We start from the raw sequence: 25159 nt of genomic DNA, 5'->3' as shown, positions 1-25159 counted from the left end.
AATAAGTGATGTTTAGCCTAGTGGCTGTGATTGTATCTGATCTACAGTCTTTAAGCCACAGCTTCTTTATAGGTTTTTAGGCATCGTTCACGTGCTTCTTTATGATCTACCATTTTCTCTACATAATTATCTGTATCAAACTCTGGAACCCATTGCTTGATATATTTATAATTCTTATCAAATTTATCTTTCTGGGTGATAGGATTAAATATCCTAAAATATGGAGCTGCATCTACACCGCTACCAGCAGCCCATTGCCAGTTACCAACGTTTGCAGAAAGGTCAAAATCCAGAAGCTTCTCTGCAAAATAACGCTCGCCCCAACGCCAATCTATTAATAAATGTTTGCATAAAAAACTGGCAACTAGCATACGCACTCGGTTATGCATATAGCCAGTAGTATTTAATTGGCGCATACCAGCATCAACGATGGCATATCCTGTTTGTCCATTTTTCCACTTCTCAAATTCGGCCTCATTATTTCTCCACTCTATACGATCATATTTTGACCTAAAAGCGTTATCTATTGTATGAGGAAAATGATACAGTATAGTCATAAAAAACTCACGCCAAATGAGCTCGCTCATAAAAGTTTTTTCACTTGCCAAATCTGCCTTTTTCATCATTTTACGGATGCTAACGACACCAAATCTTAAATACACGCCTAAACGCGATGTACCATTTTCTAAAGCAGGGAAATTTCTTGTCTTCTCATAATCCTCTATGAGTGTAGGCTTTACATTATAATCAGGAATCTCGATATCTGATTTTTTAAATCCCATATCAGATAAATCTAAGTTGGGTAATCGACTATTTTTAATACAATTATCCAAATACTCGCTAGTATAATGAATGGTAAGATTATCAGCTTTACCAAAATCATTGCGGAAATTCTCTAGCCATTTATTTTTATAAGGTGTATAAACCACATAGGGATCGCCATCGCCTTTTACGATGTCATCTTTTTCATAGATAACTTGATCCTTAAAAGTAAAGAATTCTATTTTCTGGTCATTAAAGAAAGAGGTTAATTTTAGGTCTCTTTCTTGTGCATAGGGCTCATAATCTCTATTGGTAAAGACAGCATTAACTTCATAATTATCTATAATCTCTTGCCATATACTTAAAGGTTTCCCATAAAACATAGCTAGTGAACTATCATGATTTTCTTGAAGATTGCTACGCATGCGTTGCAATTCTTCATATATAAAAGTGACACGAGCATCATCTTCTGGTAAGTGATCTAGAATCTCTTTATCAAAAATAAAAATAGGTAAGACGGGTAAGTCGCTTTTAAGAGCCTCTAGAAAACCTACATTATCATCCAATCTTAAATCCCTGCGGAACCAAAAAATATTTACTTTTTCACTCATTTTGTTAGGTTAATTTGTAGCTTGATAGAACTGATTTAAAGAAATTACTACTTCATAGCTTTGTGCTAAATTCTATTAATGTTTATCCCAGATTCAAGGTGCCTTTTCCACCATCAACTCCTATAATTTGTCCTGTAATCCAACCTGCGTTTTGCTCTAGTAAGAATGCTGCAACACTAGCGATATCATCTGGTGTACCTACACGTTTTAAAGGATGCATTTCTCCCATTTTTTCTTTCTTGGCATCATTGTTAAGCAATCTACCAGCAAGTGGTGTGTCTACTAATGATGGGGCGATCACATTAACACGTATAGTTGGTGCATACTCTGCAGCAAGTGCCTTTGCAAAACCTTCAATTGCACCTTTAGCAGCTGCAACACTAGTATGAAATGGCATTCCTGTGCCTACCGCAACAGTTGAAAAATAGACCATACTACTAGTTCCTTCTTTAGTTAATAAAGGTAAAACTGCTCGTGTTACCTTAAGCATTGAAAAGAAATTAATATTCATATCATCTTCAAAATGCTGTTGTTTAAGCATCTTAAAAGGTTTTAAATTAATGCTTCCAGGACAGTATACAAAACCGTCTAAAGATTCTGGCAAAGCGCTTGTATCCAATTCATCTGTTAATGCATCAAAACTTATGTGAGTAACACCATCAGGTAAATTTTCATTTTCCCTAGACGCGACAAATAAATTATTATCACCATGCATATGTTGCACAATAGCGTTTCCTATTCCGTGGCTTCCACCGATAAGTAATATATTTTTAGACATTTTAGTTTAGTATTTCGTGTTTTTGTGTTTCTTGTAAATCGTTTTGCGTGTGAGCATTTTCTTTATATTCACCAAAATGCTTGATTAGTGCGCTTTCGCGAAAGCGGAATATTTCATCTAATTGCTTCTTAACAAATGGTGCACCTATCTTGCCTATGAAACCTAGTGGTAAGCGATAGTGAATTAAATCTTCCATTAAAGTTCCTCCAGGTGTTTCACTAATGAAGTGTTTGTGATGCCATGTTGCGTATGGTCCATACATTTGCTCATCTACAAAGTATTCTCTTTCTTTTACTTGAGTGATATGTGTCACCCAATTTGTACGATAGAGAGGTAATGGTTTTACCGAATACTCTATTAACTGACCTGGATACATGCCTCTTTCTGTACCATACTGGACTTTCATCTCCAGTTCTGGCGGTGTTAATAATTTAAGGTTATTTGCGTCCGTTAAGAATTTCCATGCCTCATCTATGGAAATTGGTAACTTTTGCTGTGATGAGAATTGATATAGTTTCACTTGTTTTGTTTAGGTTATAAAGTTAAACATTAAACAAATGTGTTTTAGTAAGAGTTTGTTAAAATATACATTCCCTACTTTATACTATGAAAAAGTAGGGAATGCTCCTTTAATTTAATAATAGATTAAAATCTACTCATCACCGTCGTAGCGGTCTTCACCACTTGTATATTCTGGTGACAAAGCTATTTTAACACCAAAATTTAAAGTGAAATTAGAAGCATTAACCGTGCGTACTTCTTCTGGAATAAAGGACGTACTATTCTCATCGAGGAAGTTATAACCTATAGGATTACCTAATGTAGTATTATATTGTGGCGAGAAAAATAATTGCACCGATCTACGGAAATAGTAGTTAAATCTTAATCCACCTTCAAGATAAGCACTTGCAGATTTTGAGTTTGCGGCATCAGATTGATATAATATGGTTGGTGGTGCATCCTGCAATTCATTATTAGATACAACGTTATCTGGATTATTATAAAAAGCTATTCCACCCTTTAACATCACATCTAGTTGAAATCTATTTCTAGTGTAACTAAAACTGGGTCCTATAGAAATGCTGGTAGTGGTATAATTGTTTGAGCTAATATTATTTTCAGGATTAGTATCTGTGTCTAGATATCCAAACTCGTTGTATTGATGTCTTAAACCAGCACTAAGTCCTAAATATTTATTTGTGTAGTAAGTATACTCAAGACCTACATTAAGACCTGATCTAGCAATGTCACTAAAATCTCCAGATGGTTGTGCGACACCAAAGGCGAGTGATAAGTTATGTCTCGGAATTTCTCTTAAATGTACAGCTGTTTCTGGCTTTACCTGTTTGAGGTCATCTTGTGAAAAAGAAATGGTGCTTATTAACGATAGGAGTAGAGCGATTTTTTTCATGGGTTAAATATAGGAATTCCTACTTGTATTGGGAATACTTTAATGAAGGATTAAGATTTTATTGTGTCACATTTTAAGCTATCATAAGTAAATTTAAACTCATTCAAAAAACAAATACTATGAGCGATAAAGAATTAGAAGGAAAATGGGATCAGGCGAAAGGAAAAGCTAAAGAGGAGTTTGGGAAATTAACTGACGATAAATCTACTGAAGCAGAAGGTAAAACTGATCAAGTAAAAGGTGAAATTAAAGAAGGTCTTGGTGAGGCTAAAAGAAAAATTAAAAATACCTTTGACGATAAATAAAAAACAATGGAAAAATTAACTGAAGATCAGATATACAAGCATTTAGAAAATATTGAAGGTTGGGATTATTATGATGATGCCATTCATACAACCTTTGAATTTGATAATTTTATGGATGCATTTTCTGTAATGACACGCATAGCATTAATAGCCGAGAAAATGGAACACCATCCAGACTGGCATAATGTTTACAATACGTTAGAGATTACTCTAAGTACTCATGACGTAAATGGCCTAACAGAAAACGACTTTAAACTGGCTGCTGCTATAGAGCATATCGTTGGTGACGAGTAATTACGGCATTCATTTTGTAATATTGTAGCTGTCCCATTAAAGGGCAGCTATTTTTTTATGCGATATTTTATATTTTTTATATTAATAGGAATAAATGTTCAAGCGCAGCGCTACAATTCACCGAAGACTTATCTAGAATTTGTAGATAAAAATCACGAACAAGTTATTGAGCAAACGTGGAACTATATGTACAGGTATTCCCAAGAACCTAATTTACAAAAACGCAATGGGCAACGTAAGGTTTTAGAAAATGTATTAAAAAGAGCCATACGCAATATTGAAAAAGAACGACCATTTGATACAGATTTTCAACAGGCTGCTGTAAAATATTTGAATGGTAATCTAGCTATTGTAAAGGAAGATTATGTACAACTCCTTAAGTTAGACAGTTCTAAAGAGCCATTAGTAGATAAGAGTACCATATTTAGAAAGATAAGAAATGCCATGTATCAGTTGCGTAAAGATTATGATAGAGCAGTTGTAAATTATGGGTTAAGGCATAATTTAATTATCTCAGAAAATGATAATGAACTAGCTCAAAAAATGGCTGCAACCATTAAGATATATGATTATTATAATGAAATGAATATGTTGGTGCTGCAAATTAAAAACGCCGAGGCCTATCTATGGCAAGATATATCCCAATTAACACCACAACAATTTAATAATAGACTGTTAGAACTTAAAAACACCATTGAAGTTAATAATAATAAAGCAATAGAATTATCAGAATCCATTGATATTGCTAGCTTGCAAAGTGTTTATAATGATTTTACAAAATTGTATAGCCATACCTTTTTTGAGAAAACATCACCCATTATCGATTATCTAACAGCAGCTGCTAATAATGATAGAACAGATATTTTACAAAAAACAGACGCATTTAATCAATCAAAAACCTGGTTTAATATAAACAGAAAAAAAGCATATACTATATGGTCATATGGTACGAGTCAATATTTAAAAATATTATTATCAGAGTTAGAATAATATAAGAATATCATTGTACTTGCAAGGATAGTCACAGAATCTTAAATTTGAACTTTAACAAATAACAAAACATTAAATGGGAAGAGCATTTGAATTCCGCAAGGCGCGCAAGATGAAAAGATGGAGCGCTATGTCTAAAGCATTTACTAGAATAGGTAAGGATATCGTTATCGCAGTAAAAGAAGGCGGACCAGATCCAGAATCCAATGCAAAGTTACGTGCGGTAATACAAAATGCAAAAGCCGTTAACATGCCTAAGGCAAATGTTGAACGTGCAATTAAGAAAGCTACAGATAAGGACACAGCAAACTATGAAACTGTTCTTTTTGAAGGTTATGCACCTCATGGAATAGCGATTCTTGTAGAGACTTCTACAGATAATAATAATAGAACCGTTGCAAATGTGCGCAGTTACTTTACTAAATGTGACGGGAATTTAAGTACGTCGGGTTCTGTCGAATTTATGTTTGATCATAAATGTCATTTTAGAATCCCGGCTGGTGATGTGGATTTAGAAGAATTAGAGTTAGAGTTGATTGATTTTGGTGCTGAAGAATTATTTCTAGACGAGAAAGATGAAGAAGATGATAACTCAGTAGATGGAATAATGATTTATGCAGAATTCCAAAATTATGGTGCTTTACAGAAAGGTATTGAAGAGTTAGGACACGAGATACTTAGTTCCGGATTTGAATATATACCGACGATGCAAAAAGAAGTCACTGCAGAACAGCGCGAGGACGTAGAGAAACTTCTTGAAAAACTGGATGAAGACGACGACGTGAATAATGTATACACGACCATGCAGGATGAAGAATAATTAATTTTAAGTTACGCTTTCGCGAAAGCGTATTTTGAAGAAATAATCGTACATTTCAACGAATGAAAAAGTTTTCATTTCTGATTATCTTTTTTATCACAAATCATTCTTAACTTTAAACATATTAATTAAAACAACTAAAATGGTAAAAGCAAAATATCAAAGCGTTCTTGACTTAGGAGAGAAATTAGCAATTAAAGATGGTGATGTTCAAGTAAATGGAGAGCGTCTTGAAATAAGAGGTACAGCGGCGACTCCTTATGATAAAGATCAATTATGGGACGAAATTAAAAAGGTAGGAGGAGATAATCCTAGCGATTTAATGGCAGACATTAAGGTTGAAGATGCATCAGTTTATGCACGTCATACAGTTCAAAGCGGTGAGTCATTAAGCCTTATTGCAAAGCACTATTTCAAAGACCCAATGAAGTATAAGCAAATATTTGCTGCAAATACGGGTGTACTTTCTAATCCAGATGTGATACATCCAGGACAAGAATTAGTAATTCCTAATCTTTAATAATTTGTAAGAAAATAATTATTTGACATTAAAGGCTCTGTTTATTGACAGAGCTTTTTTGTTGTTCATAGTTTTATTATTTGAATAACAGGATTAAAAGTGATGTTTTTCGATGAAATGCGTAATATGAAATAATTACCCACCGTTTTTTAACTAGTAAAAACGTATTTAATCGATAAAAAGCAAATTTTGACAGCTAATTTCTCAGGTTACGTGGTTATGTCGATATTTTTGTAGATGTAGCTAAACTATGAGAATATGAAAGTTTTTACTAAAACGTATACCTTAATTATTGTATTAATATTCGTCACTTTAAATTCAGCAAAGGGTCAAAGTTATTGTACTCCAGAACATAGAGGCAATCAACAAGATTTATTTATTAGTGAAGTAATCATTAATGGAGTGACTAATACTTCTGTTGGAGATGTAAATAATAATATTAATTATAGAGATTATACAGGTGTTTCAATAACAGCAATACCAGGATCAAATATGAGTTTATCTGTAACTAATACTGTTAGTGTTAATTGGATGCATCATAATGTTGTTGCGTTTCTTGATATTAACGACGATGGTGTTTTAAGTGATGCGACGGAACGATTGTATTCATCAAGCACTGTTCAAAATGGTACTACAAGAAACTTTACCATAGCGATTCCTGGGACTTTAGCTGCTGGTGATTATAGGTTGCGATTAATATTAGAACAAGATAGTTATAATTATAATGGATCAAATACTTGTTTTACGAATTACAATCATGGTGAAACTGAAGATTATGAAATTACAATACCTACAGGGGATGATCCTATTGCGGCAAATGATGATTTAGATTTGTTATTTGGTAGTTCAGGGAATGTAGATGTTAGTTTGAATGATGTAATAGGAAGTGATGGTGGTGACTTAGATGATTTTAGTATTTCTACTGGGGCAATGCCTTTAACAACTGCAAATGGTGGTACTGTTACAGAAATCTCTGATGGTATATTTGAATATGTTCCTGCTTTGAATTTTATAGGGTTGGATTCTTTTGATTATGTTATTTGTGATTCAATGAATGATTGTGATACAGGGACTGTTAATATTTCAGTTGCTTCAAATGTTTGTATTCCTTCTTCTGATTCTGATGCTAGAGAGTCTTGGGAAATTCATTATATAACAAGAGTACAGGTGTCTGGAGAGTCTCAAAATATTGATAATGTAACTGGAGATGATGGAGGTTATGGAGATTATTTAAGTGTACAGCCTTCAGATGTACTACCAGGTGGTACTTATACCATAGATTTAGATGTGTTTAATGGTAATGGGAGTTCTGGCTGGGCAGCTTTTATAGATTATAATGGGAATGGTGATTTCAATGATGTGGGAGATAATATATATGCTAGTGGAGGAACTGGAGGGACAGAGGCGTATCCTTATGTAGGGCAATCTTTTACGGTACCTAATTCTGTAACCACAGGTAAAAAAATATTACGTATTGGAAGTAGAAGGTATTGGGCTAGTGTAGAATCTTGTGGTACAACGTCTGGTAATTCTGAAGAGTTTGAAGATTATTTTATTGATGTAATTCCTACATCTGGTCCTAGTATATCAGTAGTGGGTAATAATGTTAATATTATGCATAATTCATTAACAACTTCATTAGCTAATGAAACAAATTTTGGTGTTGTAGATAGTAATGCTGGAATTGATATTCATACTTATACAATATCAAATAATGGTTCAAGTGATTTAATTTTTGGAGCTATACCTGTAACCTTAGGATTAGGAACAGCAAGTTCATTTGTAATAGTTAATGGACCTATGACTGGTACAATTTTAACTCCAGGTGCCGCTTTAACTTTTCAAATTCAGTTTACACCTCGTACTACAGGTGTGCATAATGGTAGTGTTGAAATATATACAAATGACCCTGATGAGAATCCATTTATTTTTGCGATTCAAGGTGAAGGAGCACAAATTTATCCAGATACAGATGGTGATGGTGTCCCTGATAATGTTGATGTTGACGATGATAATGATGGGATAAGAGATATAGAAGAGCAAAATTCTTGTTTAATAAGTCCTCTTAGTGCCATTGCAGATGTTGTTTTTTTGAACGAAACGTTTGGTGCTGGTTTAAATAGGGTGACTATCGATGGTGCTAATCCAGGTGTTACAACTACTTATTGTTATGAAGATGGTACTATTGTTCAAGGTTCCAATGAATGTGATGCTGATGCTAGTCTTAATGATGGAGATTATACAGTTCATTATTCTATAAGTGACAATAACGGTTTTACGGACATAGGTACAGCTAATCCCGATGTGTCTGATTGGTCTGAAAGAGTATGGTATTATGGAGAAGACCACACCGTGGGAGATGTTAATGGTAGGATGGCTATATTTAATGCCGATGTAGATCCAGGAGTTTTTTATGAAACTGAAATTGTTGGAACTGTTCCGGGAGCCCCGATATTTTATGAATTTTGGGCTTTAAATATAGATCGACAGGATTCTGATTTTACAGCTGGTGAACTACCTAGGATTCTTCCAAATGTTTCAGTTAACTTCTTCAACAGTGATAAATCAGCTCTTTTAGCAGTTTATAATCCTGGTGATGTAACTCGTTGTGCTGATGGAAGTCATAATGGTTGTGGATCGTTGTCTGAATGGATACAATTTAGTACAACTGTTATATTAACGGACAGTGATTTCATCATTCAATTAGTGAATAATTCTCCTGGAGGATTAGGTAATGATGTAGCATTGGATGATATTAAAATTACTCAATCTTTATGTGATTTGGATGGAGATGGTGTAGCTGATGTTATTGATTTAGACAATGATAACGATGGTATTCCTAATGTTTATGAAATAGGAAGACCTGCTGGGTTAGCAATTATTGATAGTGATTTAGATGGAACAACCTTAGATGCTGTTTGGGTGGATGTTAATGAAAATGGTTTGCATGATGCCTATGAATCCTATACACCAATAGATAGTGATAGCGATGGAGTTCCAGATTATTTAGATTTAGACAGTGACAATGATGGTGTTTTCGATGTTTTAGAATATGATGGGTTTGGAGATTTAGACATTAATGGCGATGGTAAAGGTGATGGCACTGATGCTTCTACAGTGTTAGATACGGATGAATTTGATGGTGATGGATTATTAGCATTGCTGGATGAAAATGATGATGATCCTGGTTTTGATGATCACGGTACGAGTGGTTATACACTTCCTTTAGATACGGATGGTGATGGTGTGCCTGATTATATAGATATTGATAGCAATGATGCTTCAAATGATTTATCTAATGGAAGCGATATAGATAATTCTTACTATGCTGATCATGATTTGGATAATGATGGAAGAGTTGATGATACAGGTGATGTAGATAGGGATGGTATTAACGATGGTAACAATGATTTTGATACAGGAATCTATGGAGCACCTATAGATCTTGATGATGACTTATCTATATATTTTGACGGTCGTAACGATTACTTACAAACAGCTGTACCCGTAACAGCTGGATTGAATAGTTCTTCAATGATGGTTTGGGTTTTGGCAGATCATACAGCTTCTGATGCTGTCATAATGGGAGAGGACAACTTTAACATTGTATTAAACCCTTCTGGAAATGTTATATTAAGCGCAGTAGATAGTGGAGGAAATAATTTCTCTATCACATCAACTAATAATATTTCAGACATTAAATGGATGCATATAGCGGCAAGTTATGATTCAGTAAATATGACACTCTATATCAATGGAGTAGAAGAAGGAGTAATAGGTACATCAGGTTTACCATTATCATCCTTATCTGGTAACTCATTTACGGTTGGAAATTCTTCTATAGCAGGTAGTTCTAATTACTATCGAGGATATCTGGATGAAATACGTGTTTTTAATAGTGCACAAGATATCAATGACTTGAGAAGAATTATGTATCAAGAGATTGAGGCAAATGGTTCTTATGTGACAGGAGTAGTGTTACCTAAGGATACTAGCATATTGTGGAATGAATTAGCAATTTATTATGATTTCACTCGTATTGAAGGTGATATTGTTTACGATGTTACCAATAATATGGACATCAAAATGTATAATGTAAAGGAGATTGTACTTCAAACAGCACCTATTCCTTATGTAACCATTCAAGATGGACTGTTATCATCAAATAATACGTTTGTTCAAAATACAGTATGGGAAGCTAGTGATCTTTTTAATTATGATTACACCATTTTAAGAATTAATCATGAAACCGTATTAGACAATAGTATTTCAACTATTGGTATTGTGCTTGAAACTTCAGGGTCTATTGATGTTAATGATGGTAATTATATAGAGAATTCTTGGTATGTTTTACTAGAAGGGAATATAGATTTAGAAGGTGATGCTCAATTAGTCCAAACTATTAGTAGTGATTTAGACGTAACGAGTAATGGTTTTATTACTAGAAAGCAGCAAGGAGAAGCAAATGTTTATTCCTATAATTATTGGAGTTCTCCTGTGGGTGAGATTAACTCAACAACTAATAATAATTCATTTCAATTATCTAATTTAGAAGATGTCGTAGGACCTGTGCAATTTACTGGAATCAATGTAGGAACACCACCAGTAACATCTCCTGTTACTATTAGTGGAAGATGGTTACATACTTTCCTAAATGGTGCTACATATTCTGACTGGAGTAGAATCGACCCATCAGTTACTCAAATTGCAGCCGGACATGGATGGTCACAAAAAGGAACTGGAAATGCTTTAGGATATCAGGAATATGTATTTAAAGGTAAACCTAATAATGGTTTGATTAGTATTCCTGCAATACCTCATATAAGTGGAAATATAACATCTTCTTTATTAGGTAATCCTTACCCATCTGCATTTGATGCAAGAGAATTTATTGATGATAATGCAGGTGTGATAGATGGAGCTGTTTATTTATGGGATCAATTTAGAGGCACAAATCATCAATTGGCCTACTATGAAGGTGGATATGCTACAATTACTAAGATGGCAACGGTTAAAGCTGCGCAATACGATGGTTTAGGATATCTTAACGGTGGTGCGGGTCCAGCTATATTACCTACATTCTTTTTACCAGTTTCTCAGGCATTTTTTGTAACCATCACGAATAATGGATCTATTGAATTTAATAATTCTCAAAGGGTGTTTAAACAAGAGGCATTAAATGAAAGTATATTTTTAGCCGCACCTGGTTCTAGTCAGGCTACTGCTGATAGGTCTAGTTATCAAGACTTGAATATTAAATTAATTCGTCTTGAGTTAATTTCAGATACTGGTGCTAGTCGTCAAATAGCAATTGGTTTTGATAGTGGACTTTCTGATGGCTATGATTATGGTTATGATGCTTATTTAACGGGAACATTGAATGAAACTGATTTCTTTGTACCGTCTCAAGGCCACCAATTTGTTATAAAATCATTTAATGATATAACTGATGATAAAGTAGTAGATCTGGCAGTTAAAGGAATTACGAGTAATTTATATAAGATTACATCAACTGACTTTACTAATATAGATTTAGCTCAAGAGGTGTGGTTAAGGGACAATGAGTTAAATGTATACCATGATATTAGAGCATCAGATTATCATTTTTCTTTTAGTACTGATGGTATTGATGAAGATAGATTTGATATTGTATTCTATAACCCAACGACTTTATCTAATTCATCTCAAGAGATTGATGATTTATTAGTGTACTATGATAATGATATTTCGATAATCTCAATTCAAGGATTAAATCAAGCACTGACTGGTTTAGACATTTATGACCTATCAGGAAAATTAATTTCAAGCTTTCGCGAAAGCGAATTAATTAACGAGCAATCAGGTATTAAAGTACCTCAAATCTCAACGGGTATTTATTTGGTAAATCTTAGCACTAATGACTCCAATAAAACAGTAAAACTAGCTGTTCAATAATTATTTTACTAATCAATCAATCAATTTATTTATAAATAATGAAAAAATCTATTTTTTTAATAGTACTATGCTGTACTACCATTTTGTTTGCACAAAACCCAGAAACAAATAGTAGGAATTGGACAGTGACCAAATTAGCTAATACAAATCAGTTAGTATCATACCCAAATGAAATCTCTTATGGACCTGATGCTTGGCTTTGGATAACAGAGAGAGCTACAAATGATAATAATGATGATGGCACGTTATACGGAGAAAGAGTCGTAAGAGTAAATCCCACTACAGGTGTAAAAACTATAATGTTAGATCTTCATAATGAGGTGTATAGCGATGCAGGCCAAGATGGATTAATGGGAATGGCTATTCATCCGGATTTATTTTCAGATGTTACTACTACAGTTAATAATTATGTATATCTAGCTTATACATATTATGATAATTCAGATACGACAGGACAACCACGTAGATTAAGAATAACTCGTTTTGAATATGATAATGCAACTTCAACTTTAATTCCAGCTTCAAGATTTGTACTTATTGAAGGAATAAATGCTAGTAATGATCATAATTCTGGAAGAATGAAAATTGGTCCTGACTTAAAAATCTATTATACTGTAGGTGATCAAGGTCATAATCAATTTGCAAACAAATGTAAACTTGTACAGGCGCAAGCTTTACCAACACAATCTCAGGTTAACAGTCAAGATTGGAGTAGTTATCAAGGAAAGTTACTCAGAATCAATTTAGATGGATCTATACCTTCTGATAATCCAAAGTTTTATCCATTTGAAGTCCCTGATGGCTCTGTGGCAAATCCATTCTCAAATTCTCCCTTTCCTGATAATGCAGATACTAATCGTCCAGACTCAGATAAAGTAAGAAGTCATATCTATACTTACGGTCATAGAAATGCTCAAGGTATTATTTTTGACAGCAACGGAACATTATTTCAATCAGAACATGGTGATCGTGTGGATGATGAAGTGAATATTATAGTACCAGGTAAAAATTATGGATGGCCACTAATTGTAGGTGAGCAGGATGATCAGGGATATGAGCAATGTATTAAAGCTTCTGCACCTGGATGTAATACTAATGATAACGAGTGTCCGGCAGGTTCTGTAACTCATAAGGAAACAGATTTTACCTTACCAGTAGATTTTCAAGGACCTATTGCGACATATGGTAGTACTGTATCTAGTGTTCCTCAAGGAGGTTTTTTATCATGGCCAACTGTTGCACCTTCTAGTATTGATATTTATGAAGATAACGGAAACTTTCCTTTTTCAAAAAATATCTTTGTGCCAACCTTGAAAAAAGGAGCTATATATAGATATGGTGTTGATGCAACTAATACTGTAAATACAGATTTAATAGAATTTCATTCTTCAATAGATAGATATAGAGATATCGCAATTTCACCTGATGGTAATACTATTTATGCGGTGACTGATAGTGGTGGATCTACTTCTGGACCATCTGGTAGTTCGTTTTTAACGATTCAAAACCCAGGCGCAGTATTTAAATTTGAATATCAAGTTTTCCCAGAACCATCTGCACAAGTAACAAATTTCGCAGCAACGCCTGGTGCGGGATCTGTTCAATTAACTTGGGATGATGTTGTAGGCCTTAATCTAGCAGACGGTTATGCTATAGCGATAAGCACTACACCAGGTAATTTTCCTTCTTTTACAGATGGAATTGTACCAGTTATTGATAATGACGTTACTGATGGTAGTGGTTTAATAACTGTAAATAACGGTGAAGAATTGTATATGTGGAATAATCTTGATGAAGGAGTAACTTATTATTTTCAAATAACAGCTTATTCTAATGTTGCAGATGATATCGATTATTTAACATCTCCTGCGGGACCTGTGAATAATACTACAACTACAGAAATGACAGGACTTTTTATTACTGAAGTGGTACACAATGCAGATGGTGGGACAGGTACTTATTTAGAAATTCATAACCCTACAACAGTTGCTATTAATTTAAATAGCCCTCAAGTGTTTTTAAGAAAAGAAGATGGAGGGACATCAACTATAACTAGTACAAATTTGTATGGTACTATACAGCCAGGTGAATTCTTTCTTATATCACCTAATTCTGTTTATGGTCAAAATCCTGATATATATGCTAATGCTGCATCTGGAGATGGTAATGATACTTACGTAATTGAAACATCAACTACCGTTTTGGATGTTTATGGATTAATAGGACAGGACGGCACAGGAGAAGTATGGGAATATACTAACTCTAGAGCAGTAAGAAAAATAGGTGTAGTAAGTGGTGAAACTATATGGGACGCAACAGAATGGGTTATTTTTGATAACGCTTCTACATATGCAACACCTACTCCAGGAGTTGATGAGGGAATAGTGTCATTTGTTTATGATAATGAATGGCTTCCTTACGATCCTAGTGGAATAAATCTTAGTGATAGAGATGTTACAGTTCAAAACGGTGATGCATCTTTTACAGATAATACTCAATTTAAAAATTTAACTATTGATGTCGGGTCAACATTAGACATAGATTCTTATAGTCTGACTGTAAATGAAAATTTAGAAATCAATGGAGATCTTACAGCAAATAATGGTAGTCTTACTATGGCAGGAGGTACACCACAGCAAATTAATGGTAATGATTTTGAGGTTAATAGTTTGAGTATTTTTAATGAAACTATGATTAATTCAGACTTAAGTATTAATAATTTACTAACAATTTTTGATGATATGACTGTAAACCCATTAAATGTAGTTACTTTAAAAAGTGATATTAATGGAACAGCCTTTGTTGATGAAGTAACTGGTGTAGTAAATGGATTATTCACAACAGAGCGTTTCATACCTGCAAAGAGAGCATTCAGATTTATATCTTCTTCTGTAAATTCTACTGGAAGTATCTATGAAAATTGGCAAGAAAACGGATCTACTTTAGGATCATTTGGAACTCATATTACAGGTTCAATAACTGGCGCAAATGGTTTCGACATTACTGCTACAGGTAGTCCATCTTTATTTGGATATGATAATATAAATCAGTCTTGGACAACTCCTCAAAATACAGATGTAACGACTCTTGTTGCGGGATCACCTTATCGATTATTTGTCAGAGGTGACCGTACTACAGACCTATCCATCAATACTGCGGTTGCAACTAACACTGTATTAAGAGCGACGGGAAGTTTAAAAACAGGAACTGAAACTGTCACAAATTTAAGTTCAATTGCAGGTGAATTTAATTTTGTTGGTAATCCATATCAAGCACCAGTTGATTTAAGTCAGGTTCTAGGAGCCTCTACTAACCTTAATTCAAATTTTGTTTATTTCTGGGATCCTACTATTAATACAAGAGGATCTTATGTCACTGTTGATATTAGTAATAATACTTCAAATGTTAGTAGTGGTTTTAATAATTATCTTCAACCTAATTCTGCGTTTTTTGTAACCACTTTAAATAATGGTTCAACAAGCTTGACTTTTGAAGAAAATAATAAAGAGGTGAATCAGCAAGTATTAAATATCTTTTCAGTTCCTATCAATAATTCTCGTTTAAAAATTCAGTTATTTGAATCTACCGAATTTGCACAAGGATCTAGAGAAAGAGATGCCGTGGTCCTTAATGTTAATGCCACTTCTAGTAATCTAGTTAATTCACGAGATGCTTTAAAATTCACTAACATTGATGAGAACATATCTATTAAAAATGGTGGTCAATTATTAAGTATTGAAAACAGACAATCTATACAAGATGGTGATAATATCAATTTAATTGCAACTAATTATAGATCGTCTCAATATGATTTGAATATTTTAATCGAAGGAATTATTACTCCAGCATATTTATATGATTCATTTTTAAATTCATATACTGCTTTATCCTCAAACGGTTCCACAACTTATAGTTTTACTATAGATTCATCTATACCTGAAAGTGTAAATGAAAATCGTTTTCAAATTAAATTTTCTAATGTAACTTTATCAAATGATAACTTCAATTTAGTTAATGAAATTAGTGTATATCCTAACCCTACAAATGATCATACTATTCATATTTCTGGTTTAAAGAGTGATGCAAACTTTAAATTATCAAATATGCTTGGTCAGGAAATTAAAATTGATCCTCAATCGATTAGCTCTATTGGTAATACGTTAAAAATCAATTTACCTATTACTTTAAAGAAAGGAACTTACATTATGAATATTATGGATGCAAATCGACTTTCATCGCATAAGATTATACTGGATTAAATAAAAAAAATATCCTATTAAAAAAGCCTCTGTTTTACAACAAAGGCTTTTTTTTACGCTTTCGCGAAAGCGTATTATCCATTATCAATGTAAACTAACTGCTTCTTCACATGAAACTCTAGATCCTCAAAAAACTCTCTAAAGTGACGTTCCATTTCATTATAGTATTTAACAAGCTCTATAGGCGCAAAGTTCATTTTACTGCGGTTTTTTGTACGATGATTCATTTGATGAAAGATGCGTGAAATCCCATCTACAGTTGCATAGCTGCTAATCCAATTTTGATCTACCATGTAAGGTAAAAATTTCTGAACCTTTTCTGGAAGTATGTTATAATTCTCTTTTAAATCAGAATAGAATTGTTCAACATATATATCAAGCGGTTCCTTATGGAAATCAGCCCAGTTTGCAGCAAGAAAGTGATCATAATATAAATCAACGATGACGCTGCTCCAATGTCCGTACTCACTGCGTATTAGGTCTTTACTTAACTTAACTATAGGGTGTGAGTCTGTAAACGTATCAATATGTCTATGTAAAATAATACCTTGAGCAACACGTTCTGGAAACATAGTAAAATCTTTACCACGCACAGAATCTGCGATAAAGTTTCCAATACGTAATTCAGTATCATTTCCAGAAAGATAAATATGTGCGAGATAATTCATGGTTGCAGTTGTAGATGGCGTTGAGTACTCTTACTTTTGTGGTAAATGTAAAGTATTTTTTCTATGACACTTATAAAATCTATTTCTGGAATTCGCGGAACCATTGGTGGTGAGCCAGGTGATAATTTAACACCATTAGATGCAGTAAAATTTGCATCTGCTTATGCAAAATGGATTAAAGAAGCCTCTGGGAAAAGTGATCCAACAGTGGTAATAGGAAGAGACGCTCGTTTAAGCGGTGCGATGATTCAAGCTTTAGTTCAAAATACTTTAGTTGGTATGGGCTGCCACATCATAGATTTAGGTTTGAGTACTACACCAACGGTAGAAGTAGCAGTGCCTATAGAAAATGCAGATGGAGGAATTATTTTAACGGCCAGTCATAATCCTAAACAATGGAATGCCCTTAAACTCTTAAACAATAAAGGAGAATTTTTAAATGGTGTAGAAGGACAGAAAATTCTAGATACTGCGGCTGCAGAAGATTTTAATTATGTAGAAGTTGATGATCTAGGAACTGTAAAAGTGGTTACGGACTATATAGATAGGCATGTTGATTTAGTTTTAGATATGCCTGTAACTAAGGTAGATGCCATAAAAGCAATGAACTTAAAAGTTGTTGTTGATGGTGTGAATTCTACTGGAGGAATTGCTGTGCCGGCATTATTAAAGAAATTAGGAGTAGAAGTAGTTGAGTTATATTGTGATCCTACAGGTCATTTTCCACATAATCCAGAGCCCTTAAAAGAGCATTTAGGTGATCTTGCTGCTGCAGTAGTAGAGCATAAGGCAGATTTTGGAATAACTGTAGATCCAGATGTGGATAGACTTGCTTTTATGACTGAAGAAGGAGAAATGTTTGGTGAGGAATATACACTTGTCGCTTGTGCAGATTATATCTTAGGTCATCATAAAGGAAATACAGTTTCTAATTTATCATCTTCTCGTGCACTGAGAGACATTACTGAAGCACATGGTGGTACATATTATGCTGCAGCAGTAGGAGAAGTGAATGTTGTAACTAAAATGAAGGAAATGAACGCTGTTATCGGTGGTGAAGGTAATGGTGGAATTATCTATCCAGACTCTCATTATGGTCGTGATGCTTTAGTAGGTATAGCGATGTTCTTATCATTACTTACTGAAAAGAAAATGAAAGTAAGTGCCTTAAGAGCAAGTTATCCTGAGTATTATATGAGTAAGAATAAAGTGCAATTAACTAAAGGCATGCCTGTAGATGATATCATGAAAGATATTGCTACTCAATATGTAAATGAAGAGTTAACCACCATAGATGGTGTTAAAATAGATTTCCCAACAGAATGGGTTCACATGCGTAAATCAAATACGGAACCTATTATAAGAATATATACAGAAGCACCAACTCAAACTAAAGCTGATGATCTAGCAAATCGTTTTATTGCTGAACTCGAGGCGATAGCACAGGCTTACGCTTAATGTTTTCTGGTGTTGCCTTCCATCTTTTATGCGACCAGAGATAATACTCTGGTTGCTTTCTGATTTGTTTTTCTAATAAGTCTAAAAAAGTATCTGTTATTTCCCAATCTTTAGTTTGCGCAGCATGTTCTGTTATGGTTTGGAAATTAGCTTTATAGTGACCTCTTTTAATTTTCTCTACAGCTAGATATACTACAGCTGTATCATGAGCCTTAGCAAGCTTTTCGCTACCCATAAAGACGGCGCTTGTTTTACCGAAAAAAGTTGTGAAATGTTGTGCTCTATACTTAGCTGGTGATTGGTCAGCTATTAAGCCATACATTGCCATATCACCATTACTTATACTTTGAGAGATATTATTACTAGCTTCACGCATAGTTATCATAGTAGAATTGAACTTTTGTCTTATATCAACAATTAGTTTATTAAAATACTTATTGGCTAGTGGTTTGTATACAGCAATGATTTTATAATCGACTAGACCATCTATACACATTGTCCACTCATAACTAGCTTGATGCCCAAACATGACTATAATCGGCCTTTTTTGATCTCTAAATTGATGTATTAATTCAAGATTTGTATATTCAAATCTACTCAACATCTCATCATGACTCATAGACATAGACATGATAACCTCAATAAAACTATCGCAAAAATGCTGCGTTGTTTTCCGGCATAGTTCTTTTAACTCAATTTCTGATTTTTCAGGAAAAGCAATTTTTAAGTTATTAATAATTACTTTTTTACGGTATCCAATCACATAGTAAACAATCAGAAATGCAAAATCACTTAATAAATACGTTAATCGTGCTGGAAGTCTAGAAATGATCCAGAGTAGTGGATAAAACAAATAAAAAGCAATCGCTTGCATAAATAAAATTTGGACAAATATACTATCTTGTTGCGTAGTAAAAGAATGATATGAATCAAGGATTAGATATAGTAACTATAGTGATTATAGTAGCATGTGCATTAGTAAGTTTTAAAGGGTTTCAAGACCGTTTTTTCTTCGATAAATACAAATTTAATATTGCAGGAATTCAGCGTGGTGAACAGTTAAGGTTTTTAACCAGCGGTTTTTTACATGCAGATCTACAGCACCTCATATTTAATATGTTAACCTTGTATTTCTTTGCACATTACGTAGTTGTAGATTTAGGTGATATAGGTTTTCTAGTAGTTTATTTTGCCAGCTTATTGGGTGGTGGTGTTCTCAGTTATCTTTTTCATCAAGATGAATATCACTATAGTGCCATAGGAGCGAGTGGTGCAGTAATGGGAATTATATATTCAGCAATATTGTTAGAGCCTGGCATATATATATATGGTATAATACCAGGATTTGTTTTTGCAATAGGATATTTAGCTTATTCTATTTATGGTATGAAAAATAAATCAGATAATATTGGACATGATGCCCATTTTGGTGGAGCAGTAGCCGGTTATGTTGTGACTATTCTATATGATTACCATATCATATTTGAACAAACGCTTACCGTGGTTTTAATGCTATTGCCGATAGTAGCCTTATTTATACTCAAAAAAATGGGCAAATTATAGTAGCTCTGCTAGTTTGTTATGTAAAGCTTGACCTCGTAAATCTTTTGCTATAATAACTCCATTTTCATCTAGTAAAAATGTAGCAGGTATGCTGCTTACATTATATAGCTTGGCAATAGGGTCCTGCCAGTGCATTAATCTAGAAATATGGTACCAGTCCATTTCATCTTTTTCGATAGCGGCTTTCCATGCTGCTTCAGCATTTTGTCGATCTAGAGATACACTTATGATATTAAATCCTTTATCGTGATATTCTTTATAAGCTCTAACCACATTAGGGTTTTCACGTCTACATGGTCCACACCATGAAGCCCAGAAATCAATAAGTGTCACTTTTCCTAAAACATTTTCTAATTTTAAAACATCACCATCTGGTGTTTTACCTTCAAATAATGGTGCTTTTGCACCTATGGCTGTAGTAGTAAATTTAGTCAGGTAACTCTCTAGACTCTTAGTGATAGCTGTTTCCTTTACGTCACCTTCTAACACATTAAATAATTCCAAAGCCTTGTCGGTATCAATTAATTTAGAATTCACTAAATCGCCTATTATCATACTGCTTACTAACTTATTAGGATTAGACTTTACGATGTTAAACACCTCGTTTTTATAAGCTTCTTCAGCGTCCATCCATGTTTTTGTAACATCATCGCCTTTTTGCTGATCACCTGATCGGTAAGCATTACCGCGTGCAGTTTTAAATTCGTTTGTTCTTTTTTGATAAGTAGCTTGGTCAGCTCTAAAGTCATAAAGAATTCTATTTTCTTCACTTCCTGTAACAGAACTAGCCCATAACGAGTCTTGGTTTAATGTGATTTTTAAAGGTTCATCTCCTTCAATAAAAATCATACGATCATTACCAGTCTCCATAGATAAGAAACGTACCTCGGCAAAATCTTTCTTTTCTCCTTGTTCAAAATAAAACTTCTCATTCATAACTACCGCAGTATCAATAATCAAAGGTTTATTAGTACTGTTCAATTTATTCATGTATACTCTCATTCCATTATAAACACCAGGCGCTGTACCTTCAATAAAGTGAGTGTTATCATTACTAGTTTCTGTTTTACAAGAAATTATTAATAAAAGTGCGACAATAGGAAGTAGAAATCTCATGCTAATTATTTTTTCAAAAATAGTGGTTTTACAGCTATAGAACAGGTTAAAACTTTCTAAAACTATAGGACCTATAGCTATCCTAGACGCAATAGTTTTACCTTTGTACTTATGAATATGTTACCTGAAGATTTTATGATGGAAGTTACCTTAAGTTTTCATAAGGTAATAGATCATTATAGGGAACGTCTCAAGACCGAGACCAATCCTATTGCAATTGCATTTCTTACTGCTACGTTAGATTATGTAAGCAACCATCCACGATTAGAAGAAGGATTACAGGTTGAAGAGATTGAGCAAGAGAAAGAAGTCATAAATACTTTATTATCAGATCTTTTTCCAAGAGCTTTAACACTTAACGAAATAAAAGCAGCAACGGTACCATTTTCTGATTTCTTATTCAATAAATCAGAACGCTTTGAAAATTTATTATCTCATATTAAAGATGAGAAATTTTCACTTCTTTCTAACACAGACTTTGACTATTTCACTATGGCAAGCGGTGTTATACTTAAGGATGTATACAATGCTCAAATCGATTTAAGTAAACCTTTACATTGTCAAATACCTGATGGAAATGGTAATTTAAAAACTTATCGCATCACTTACAATGCAGATTTTGTTGAAGTAGCCCTTAAGGATGAAAAGTACAGACTGACAGATGTTGATATTAAAGAGTTATTGCGCAATCCGGAAAACAAAAAATTATGGAAATCTAAGTTTCCTAAGAATAGTTACACATTTAAAGGGTTCGGTATCATCAGTCTTACTGATGTAACTATGGATAACGCTATTTCAGATTTAAAAACAGTTTTACTTGGTAATTTAGGTGAAAAGTCAAATCATGAGACAGAAAAAGTAGAAAAGATATTCAAGCAAATGTTCAATATGGAGGATTTGCATGTTGGGTTTACTATTTATAATAATGTAGACATGCTTTTTGAAAATATGGTTTATAGTGATTCAAGCAGTTTTTTACTAGGCTCTAGTCACGAAAAAAATTGTAATAATGCCCTTTGTGCAGATTCATATGCTCATCTTTTAAGAGATTTTACACCGCTAGTTATAACGGATGTTAAAAATTATCGCGATAATATTGAAAACACTTTTCTACCTGATAATTTAATTGAGGCTGGTTTTAATAGTGCTATATTTTATCCTATATCTCACGAAGGTAGATTACTAGGTATATTAGAACTAGCCAGCTATACACCATATTTGTTAAACACGTTTAATGCACAGAAATTAGAAGGTATTTCAGACTATCTTAAAATGGCTTTAATCCGTTCAGAGCAAGAATATGAGACTACTATTAAAGCGCTTATACAAACAGAATGTACATCTATTCATCCTAGTGTGCAGTGGAAATTTGAACAAGAAGCTCGTAGGCTGATTAGATCGCGAGCAGAGTCTTCTGATGACAATTTTAATGATTTAGTATTTGAAGATGTCAGTCCCTTATATGGGCAAATTGACGTGGTAGGTAGTAGTGATGCACGTAATGAAGCGATTAAAACCGACTTAATATCACAACTCGAATTGGTCAGTGAGATTTTCGCTTTCGCGAAAGCGAATGAACCATTACCTATTTATGATCAAATTATTCATAGGATCCACAAATTCCAAGTCGAACTTGAGTTGAAAAGCATTAATGCAAATACCGAACGTGAGATAATTAGTATTCTTGAAAGTGAAGTAAATCCTTTTATGGTTCATATTAAGGATTTATCTAAGAAATTAAAACAGCTTGTTACAGATTATGAAAATACTTTAAATCATGACTCTGGCGTTGTCTTCACTAATAGAGATAATTACGACACAACAGTTCAGGTTGTTAATGAAAGACTAGCTCGTTTCTTAGACCGTAAGCAAAAGGAAGCTCAGGAAATTTATCCTCATTTCTTTGAACGCTATAAAACTGACGGTGTAGAGCACAACATATATGTAGGGTCAAGTATTGTAAGAGGTCAATCTTATAATCCGGTCTATTTATATAACCTTAGATTATGGCAGTTACAGACCATGATACAGATGGAAAATAAATTTTATCAGTATCAAGAGAGTCTTCCTGTTCAAATAGAGGCAGCGTCTATGATTTTAGTCTTTGGTAATACGTTAAGTATTCGATACCGTATTGATGAGAAACGTTTTGATGTCGACGGAGCTTATAACGCAAGGTATGAGGTGATTAAAAAGAGAATTGATAAAGCAAATATCAAAGGAACTCAAGAAAGAATTACCCAAAAAGGTAAAATTTCAATCATCTATACAAATCATGAGAGCGAACTGGAGTACTTAAGATACATTTCATTTCTTCAAGATCAAAAATATCTCAACGATAAAATCGAACTACTAGAACTAGAAGACGTACAAGGTGTTATAGGTCTTAAAGCGATACGAGTAGGCGTGCTTTACAACAAAAAATCTGAAGATAAAAAACGTCTTACCTTTAAGGATTTGTTGCAGGAATTACATCAACAATAGAGTCTAGATCGAGTAGGGCAAAGGCAATAACAAACGCAAGTACTGATCCTATAATTCCTATCATAAAGATGGTATAAGTAAGCCTTAATAATTTGTATTTTCTTGCAAGTACAACACCTAGGTAGTATAAATCCTTGATAAGAGATTCATAAACTTCCTCTTTTTCTTCAAGTAAATCCATTACTGAGTCCTTGTACTTATTCAATGGCATTTTATGAAAATTACCAAAAAAAAGTAAATTTACCTTACGTTCTCGGACTTCATCGTCTGTAAACTCGCCAGATGTTATATTAGGTCTCGTAGACATTATAGAGAGTACAATACTTGCTACTGAAAACAAAACTAAAATAAGAGTAGGCCATAGCAAGTGTCTATTACTTACCTGTTCTAATTTAGGTATCAAATTAGCTAGTGCTAGTGAGATAATAATCGCGTTTACAGATAGAAGTATGTTTGCTTTAGTGTCTGCTATATCACTCAATTTAATATGATTACGTAGTGCTGTTCTAAATAGAGTTTGTATCGCGCGTTCAGGACTTTGATTTTTAAGATCGACCTTAAGTTTCTCTTTTTTAAGTTTTTGCTTATTCTTTTTCTTCTTCTTCAATAACTTCATAAGGTTCTCATTCTTGTCCTTATTCCAGTTTTTAATAGCATAGTCAGAGTAATAACGATGTTTTTCAGTGAATACTCTTATGTTTTCTTGTCGCCATTCTTTATTAGTATACGTGGCGATTCCACGCAGTTCTAGTTCCTTTTTAAGTAACTCACTGGTTTCATCATAATAATCTTTTGCAAAATGTGAGGCGTCTGCATCTCTTAATATTTCTTCAAGAGCAGTTTGTGGTGTTCCATTAAACTTTGTGGCAAGAATTAACTTTTTGACCAGTTTAATCATAGATTGATCTGCACCATTGTCATTTAAAAAATCCTCAGCGATAGTAGCACTGCGTTCTTCATGACCTTCTGCTCCATCTATATAGCCGGTATCGTGCAACCATGCCGCAATTATTAACGCTTGTTCTTCTTTAACATCGATTTCCGTGTTTTCAATTATCTCTTTAGTACTTTTAACAACTCTTGCGGTATGCATGTAATTATGATATACATAAGTTTCATCAAGTTGTGTTTTAAACAACTCAAGAACAAAATCGTCTGCTTTTTGAAAAATGTTATCTCTCATAGT

At 33.6% G+C, this 25159-nt stretch carries 18 protein-coding genes; 10 read left to right on the top strand and 8 right to left on the bottom strand.

Annotation, left to right across the window (positions count from 1 at the left end):
• Positions 1–50 precede the first annotated feature (50 nt).
• The 4 genes from R1T42_RS05010 to R1T42_RS04995 form a co-directional block, all read right to left on the bottom strand.
• A complete protein-coding gene (locus R1T42_RS05010) occupies positions 51–1373 on the bottom strand; it encodes a cryptochrome/photolyase family protein (RefSeq protein WP_317291532.1) in 1323 nt (440 codons plus the stop codon).
• 82 nt (positions 1374–1455) lie between these two features.
• Positions 1456–2151, bottom strand: a complete 696-nt coding sequence (locus R1T42_RS05005; protein WP_317291531.1) for an SDR family NAD(P)-dependent oxidoreductase — start codon at positions 2149–2151, stop codon at positions 1456–1458.
• A gap of 1 nt (position 2152) precedes the next feature.
• Positions 2153–2671 (bottom strand): SRPBCC family protein, encoded by a 519-nt coding sequence (locus tag R1T42_RS05000; protein ID WP_317291530.1) that lies wholly within the window; start codon positions 2669–2671, stop codon positions 2153–2155.
• A gap of 132 nt (positions 2672–2803) precedes the next feature.
• Positions 2804–3562 carry an autotransporter outer membrane beta-barrel domain-containing protein gene (locus R1T42_RS04995; RefSeq protein WP_317291529.1) on the bottom strand — a complete coding sequence of 253 codons (759 nt, stop codon included), beginning with the start codon at positions 3560–3562 and terminating at the stop codon, positions 2804–2806.
• Positions 3563–3681: 119 nt separating this feature from the next.
• Here R1T42_RS04995 and R1T42_RS04990 point away from each other — a divergent pair, with 119 nt between their 5' ends.
• The 7 genes from R1T42_RS04990 to R1T42_RS04960 all read left to right on the top strand — a co-directional run bounded on the left by R1T42_RS04990 (position 3682) and on the right by R1T42_RS04960 (position 16684).
• Positions 3682–3867, top strand: coding sequence for a CsbD family protein (locus R1T42_RS04990; protein WP_036585100.1), 186 nt, complete (start codon positions 3682–3684; stop codon positions 3865–3867).
• A 6-nt stretch (positions 3868–3873) separates the two neighbouring features.
• The gene (locus R1T42_RS04985; protein ID WP_036585102.1) at positions 3874–4161 is read left to right on the top strand and encodes a 4a-hydroxytetrahydrobiopterin dehydratase; all 288 of its coding nucleotides are present in this window, start codon (positions 3874–3876) and stop codon (positions 4159–4161) included.
• Between the two features lie 57 nt (positions 4162–4218).
• Positions 4219–5151, top strand: a complete 933-nt coding sequence (locus R1T42_RS04980) for a hypothetical protein (protein WP_317291528.1) — start codon at positions 4219–4221, stop codon at positions 5149–5151.
• Positions 5152–5227: 76 nt separating this feature from the next.
• Complete coding sequence (locus R1T42_RS04975) at positions 5228–5971, top strand: YebC/PmpR family DNA-binding transcriptional regulator (protein ID WP_036585106.1); 744 nt, start codon at positions 5228–5230, stop codon at positions 5969–5971.
• Positions 5972–6113: 142 nt separating this feature from the next.
• Positions 6114–6491: a LysM peptidoglycan-binding domain-containing protein gene (locus R1T42_RS04970; protein WP_317291527.1), complete on the top strand. Its 378-nt coding sequence runs from the start codon at positions 6114–6116 to the stop codon at positions 6489–6491.
• Positions 6492–6749: 258 nt separating this feature from the next.
• Positions 6750–12425, top strand: a complete 5676-nt coding sequence (locus R1T42_RS04965; RefSeq protein WP_317291526.1) for a GEVED domain-containing protein — start codon at positions 6750–6752, stop codon at positions 12423–12425.
• Between the two features lie 38 nt (positions 12426–12463).
• Positions 12464–16684 carry a PQQ-dependent sugar dehydrogenase gene (locus tag R1T42_RS04960; RefSeq protein ID WP_317291525.1) on the top strand — a complete coding sequence of 1407 codons (4221 nt, stop codon included), beginning with the start codon at positions 12464–12466 and terminating at the stop codon, positions 16682–16684.
• 74 nt (positions 16685–16758) lie between these two features.
• Here the strand turns inward: R1T42_RS04960 and R1T42_RS04955 are convergent, their stop codons facing one another.
• Complete coding sequence (locus R1T42_RS04955) at positions 16759–17352, bottom strand: acyl carrier protein phosphodiesterase (RefSeq protein ID WP_042271907.1); 594 nt, start codon at positions 17350–17352, stop codon at positions 16759–16761.
• Positions 17353–17415: 63 nt separating this feature from the next.
• On the opposite strand from R1T42_RS04955, the gene glmM reads away from it, so the two are divergent.
• Positions 17416–18810 carry a phosphoglucosamine mutase gene (gene glmM, locus R1T42_RS04950; RefSeq protein ID WP_317291524.1) on the top strand — a complete coding sequence of 465 codons (1395 nt, stop codon included), beginning with the start codon at positions 17416–17418 and terminating at the stop codon, positions 18808–18810.
• Here glmM and R1T42_RS04945 read toward each other — a convergent pair.
• Positions 18770–19684, bottom strand: coding sequence for a lysophospholipid acyltransferase family protein (locus R1T42_RS04945; protein WP_042296403.1), 915 nt, complete (start codon positions 19682–19684; stop codon positions 18770–18772). The genes glmM and R1T42_RS04945 overlap by 41 nt on opposite strands.
• 50 nt (positions 19685–19734) lie before the next feature.
• On the opposite strand from R1T42_RS04945, the gene R1T42_RS04940 reads away from it, so the two are divergent.
• Complete coding sequence (locus tag R1T42_RS04940) at positions 19735–20373, top strand: rhomboid family intramembrane serine protease (RefSeq protein ID WP_036585114.1); 639 nt, start codon at positions 19735–19737, stop codon at positions 20371–20373.
• On the opposite strand, the gene R1T42_RS04935 is transcribed toward R1T42_RS04940, so the two are convergent.
• Positions 20368–21489, bottom strand: coding sequence for a TlpA disulfide reductase family protein (locus R1T42_RS04935; RefSeq protein WP_317291523.1), 1122 nt, complete (start codon positions 21487–21489; stop codon positions 20368–20370). The genes R1T42_RS04940 and R1T42_RS04935 overlap by 6 nt on opposite strands.
• Before the next feature lie 111 nt (positions 21490–21600).
• Between R1T42_RS04935 and R1T42_RS04930 the strand changes: the two genes are divergently transcribed.
• Positions 21601–23973: a GAF domain-containing protein gene (locus R1T42_RS04930; RefSeq protein WP_317291522.1), complete on the top strand. Its 2373-nt coding sequence runs from the start codon at positions 21601–21603 to the stop codon at positions 23971–23973.
• On the opposite strand, the gene R1T42_RS04925 is transcribed toward R1T42_RS04930, so the two are convergent.
• The gene (locus R1T42_RS04925) at positions 23939–25156 is read right to left on the bottom strand and encodes a Pycsar system effector family protein (RefSeq protein WP_317291521.1); all 1218 of its coding nucleotides are present in this window, start codon (positions 25154–25156) and stop codon (positions 23939–23941) included. The genes R1T42_RS04930 and R1T42_RS04925 overlap by 35 nt on opposite strands.
• Positions 25157–25159 lie beyond the last annotated feature (3 nt).

The organism is Nonlabens ulvanivorans (assembly GCF_032922765.1).
GTDB lineage: Bacteria > Bacteroidota > Bacteroidia > Flavobacteriales > Flavobacteriaceae > Nonlabens > Nonlabens ulvanivorans.
Note: the sequence above shows the minus strand (reverse complement) of the source record. Positions and strands in the feature narration are given on the sequence as shown.

Excerpts from the sequence above, each read along its gene's own strand:
- R1T42_RS04945 (WP_042296403.1), bottom strand. The coding sequence starts at position 19,684 with ATGCAAGCGATTGCTTTTTATTTGTTTTATCCACTACTCTGGATCATT.
- R1T42_RS05005 (WP_317291531.1), bottom strand. The coding sequence starts at position 2,151 with ATGTCTAAAAATATATTACTTATCGGTGGAAGCCACGGAATAGGAAAC.
- R1T42_RS05010 (WP_317291532.1), bottom strand. The coding sequence starts at position 1,373 with ATGAGTGAAAAAGTAAATATTTTTTGGTTCCGCAGGGATTTAAGATTG.
- R1T42_RS04960 (WP_317291525.1), top strand. The coding sequence starts at position 12,464 with ATGAAAAAATCTATTTTTTTAATAGTACTATGCTGTACTACCATTTTG.
- R1T42_RS04965 (WP_317291526.1), top strand. The coding sequence starts at position 6,750 with ATGAAAGTTTTTACTAAAACGTATACCTTAATTATTGTATTAATATTC.
- R1T42_RS04975 (WP_036585106.1), top strand. The coding sequence starts at position 5,228 with ATGGGAAGAGCATTTGAATTCCGCAAGGCGCGCAAGATGAAAAGATGG.
- R1T42_RS04925 (WP_317291521.1), bottom strand. The coding sequence starts at position 25,156 with ATGAGAGATAACATTTTTCAAAAAGCAGACGATTTTGTTCTTGAGTTG.
- R1T42_RS04935 (WP_317291523.1), bottom strand. The coding sequence starts at position 21,489 with ATGAGATTTCTACTTCCTATTGTCGCACTTTTATTAATAATTTCTTGT.
- R1T42_RS04940 (WP_036585114.1), top strand. The coding sequence starts at position 19,735 with ATGAATCAAGGATTAGATATAGTAACTATAGTGATTATAGTAGCATGT.
- R1T42_RS04955 (WP_042271907.1), bottom strand. The coding sequence starts at position 17,352 with ATGAATTATCTCGCACATATTTATCTTTCTGGAAATGATACTGAATTA.
- R1T42_RS04995 (WP_317291529.1), bottom strand. The coding sequence starts at position 3,562 with ATGAAAAAAATCGCTCTACTCCTATCGTTAATAAGCACCATTTCTTTT.
- glmM (WP_317291524.1), top strand. The coding sequence starts at position 17,416 with ATGACACTTATAAAATCTATTTCTGGAATTCGCGGAACCATTGGTGGT.
- R1T42_RS04990 (WP_036585100.1), top strand. The coding sequence starts at position 3,682 with ATGAGCGATAAAGAATTAGAAGGAAAATGGGATCAGGCGAAAGGAAAA.
- R1T42_RS04930 (WP_317291522.1), top strand. The coding sequence starts at position 21,601 with ATGAATATGTTACCTGAAGATTTTATGATGGAAGTTACCTTAAGTTTT.
- R1T42_RS04985 (WP_036585102.1), top strand. The coding sequence starts at position 3,874 with ATGGAAAAATTAACTGAAGATCAGATATACAAGCATTTAGAAAATATT.
- R1T42_RS04980 (WP_317291528.1), top strand. The coding sequence starts at position 4,219 with ATGCGATATTTTATATTTTTTATATTAATAGGAATAAATGTTCAAGCG.
- R1T42_RS04970 (WP_317291527.1), top strand. The coding sequence starts at position 6,114 with ATGGTAAAAGCAAAATATCAAAGCGTTCTTGACTTAGGAGAGAAATTA.